General features: G+C 44.5%; 4 protein-coding genes. All 4 read right to left on the bottom strand.

The genetic code is table 11. The features are described from left to right. The coding region (locus A3761_RS14910) for a putative metalloprotease CJM1_0395 family protein (RefSeq protein WP_304439617.1) at positions 1–574 on the bottom strand (574 nt) is incomplete at its 3' end. Between the two features lie 61 nt (positions 575–635). Continuing rightward, positions 636–878: a flagellar basal body rod C-terminal domain-containing protein gene (locus A3761_RS14915; protein WP_068509785.1), complete on the bottom strand. Its 243-nt coding sequence runs from the start codon at positions 876–878 to the stop codon at positions 636–638. A 157-nt stretch (positions 879–1,035) separates the two neighbouring features. Continuing rightward, the gene (gene bioD / locus A3761_RS14920) at positions 1,036–1,740 is read right to left on the bottom strand and encodes a dethiobiotin synthase (protein WP_068509783.1); all 705 of its coding nucleotides are present in this window, start codon (positions 1,738–1,740) and stop codon (positions 1,036–1,038) included. Between the two features lie 81 nt (positions 1,741–1,821). Beyond that, the gene (bioC, locus tag A3761_RS14925; protein WP_068511408.1) at positions 1,822–2,613 is read right to left on the bottom strand and encodes a malonyl-ACP O-methyltransferase BioC; all 792 of its coding nucleotides are present in this window, start codon (positions 2,611–2,613) and stop codon (positions 1,822–1,824) included. Positions 2,614–2,699 lie beyond the last annotated feature (86 nt).

A 2,699-nucleotide genomic window follows, 5' to 3' on the forward strand; every position in this document is an offset into this window, starting at 1 on the left:
TTCCATCAGGGCCAGACTGATAAGTAAATGATGCGGCACCAGCATATTGACCGCCCACCGCTTTATGGGCCTGCTCATGTGCTCTCACTTCCTGATCTCTTGCTCTAAGCTCCGCTATCTGTTCCTCAATAATCGCTTCTTGTTGCTCTTCTATACGGCGTTCACCGGCACTTTCTGTTGAACTTCGCTCAACACTCTGCTGGTCGCCATTCTGAGTTCGCACCTCATCTTCAAGGTCGGAGTCATCACTCCCAACTGTACGACCATCTTCATCAGCAATTAGCTTGCTCGCGACCTCATCGTTCTCAAAAGGCGCTGCTCGTTGATCATCGTCGACATAAAGTTGTTCTTGGTTATTCTTAGCCAATGAAATTCGGCTGTATAACTGGGGAAGGGCTGCATTGGCAGCAGCTTGGGAATTCTCACTTACTGACAGGCCAACTTTAACCGCTGGCGTGGTACTGACCGAAGCCAAGTCTTTTGAACTGGAGTTATTTGAGTTTTGCTCAGACGTCACCGTCTTCTGCTCAGCATGAACTGGCGAAGATAGATTTGTTTGCGGCGATATATTCATAACAAAACCTCTCTATTGAGGTAACTTCCAGCTATTAAATAAAACTTAAGGCCCTCACGTATTAAGCCAAGGTATCAAGCAAGGTTCCTAAAACTTCGTCAGCTGTTTTGACTACTTGCGCCGATGCTTCAACTGACCTTTCATATAATTTTAAATCAACTATTGGTTCAATTACACTAGAACTGGAGCCTTCGCTATTACTTACAGTACTCGCATTCACAATCTCTGTTGCAGCTTTCTGCATACCCTCTTGACCTTGCTGTAAGCCTTGAATACCGGTCTGTAAAACAGTATTTACATTCATGACAAGCACCTATACGAAGTAAAGAATTCAGCAAATATTGTGACTATTTTCTGCGAACACTCTAATACTAATTACTCGAGCAATTCAGACACTGCTCTCCTTATGTATGTTATTTAAGCAAATATCTGTATGTTTTTCAACCAGCCTGATCAAAGCCTTACAAATCTAGACAGTCCAGATTCACATATTTACAAAGCTCCTCAGGCTTACCGCTCTCGCTAAAAGGTAAGTGAGCAATAAGCGGTGCACCTAAAGCCGAGCTTAAAGTCGCTATATTTTCAGCTTCATAGCTCATTGTTTCTCTCGACAAACTATTCGCAACCCAACCAGCTATCTCCAAGCCATCTCTTCTGATTGCCTCTGCACTTAGCATCGCATGATTCAAACACCCCAAACGCAAACCAACAACTAGAATAACTTTATAGTTCAACTGTCGTGCCAAGTCAGCCATCGTTTCTCTTGGGCTAATCGGTACCCGCCACCCCCCTGCTCCTTCGATAAGTGCGAAATCCGGTTTCTTCATCAGCGCTCCACGACAGATACCCGTAATACGCGATGCACTTGGCGTTCGCTTTTCAAGCGCAGCAGCAATATGTGGCGAAGCTGCTTCTTTGAGTAATACTGGGTTAACTTGACTGTACGGTAGATCGACCGACATATGTGACATCAAGGCGACAGCATCTTCATTTCGCATGCTTACTTTATCATTAGCATCTTTATACTCATCAGCACCTGCAGCGATTGGCTTTAGAGCCATCGAACTCAAGCCTTTCGAGTTTGCAGCAGCCAACAGAGCACAGCTGGAAAAAGTCTTTCCAACTTCTGTATCGGTACCCGCGACAAAATATACATTCGCCATCATCTATTACCTTATATTTCTTTAATATTGAGTCAGTCTATTGGCTACAGTTTTCTAGGCTAAGTTACTAGACCTACGCTAAAACTACGTTTTAACCAATACCCCCCACAAAACCTGATATGTTGCGGGCAAATAACCGCCTTCTACACGCTTCGCCTCATAAGCTGAAACAAAGTCTCTTAGCTTGGCCTTGCCTGTCATTCCCGTTGGTCGATGAGCCGTAATGTTATGCGCTCCCAACATTTTTAGCTCACGAGTTAACTCCCGCACTGAAGAGTATCGAAGAACTTTAGCCTCTTGACTAAAGGTGCGAACATCAAACGCTATATTATCCAAGGCCCGCTTATGCTCCTGAAAGCTACCAAACTCATTAACATGCTGAAGTTCATCAACTTCGTGCCACGCTTCTTTTAATTCAAACAAGGAACCGTCAATCAGGGTAGAAAATGCAAACATGCCACCCGGTTTTAATATTCGCTGTACTTCTGCAAACATCTTTGGGAGGTCGGCACACCATTGAATCGCTAAACTGGAAAAAACCAAGTCATGGCTACTGGACGCTATTGGTAAATTTTCGGCGTCGCCAGCAAGCCAAAACTGACCATCAGCCGCATGCTGAGAACGCGCATAAGTGAGCATATCTACCGACAAATCAACGCCCATATACTCTGCGGAAGAAAATCTCTCCTTTAACTTATCAGACGAATACCCGGTACCACAGCCCAAGTCAATCATTCGACGGCAATCGTTTAAGGAAATCTTACTCAAGAGCCTATCAGCAGTCCAACGTTGAAAATGCGCTACTGAGTCATAACTGGCAGCAGCTCGACCAAAAGACCGGGCTATCTGGGATTTTTCTATCGAGTCAATCGTCATAGAGTTTCCAAAAACGAGAACAAGTGCTTTTTAATATCCATAGCATGCCTGGCACAGGGTAAATGCCCCATGTCATTAACTACCTT

The sequence above is a fragment of the Oleiphilus sp. HI0123 genome, from assembly GCF_001635315.1.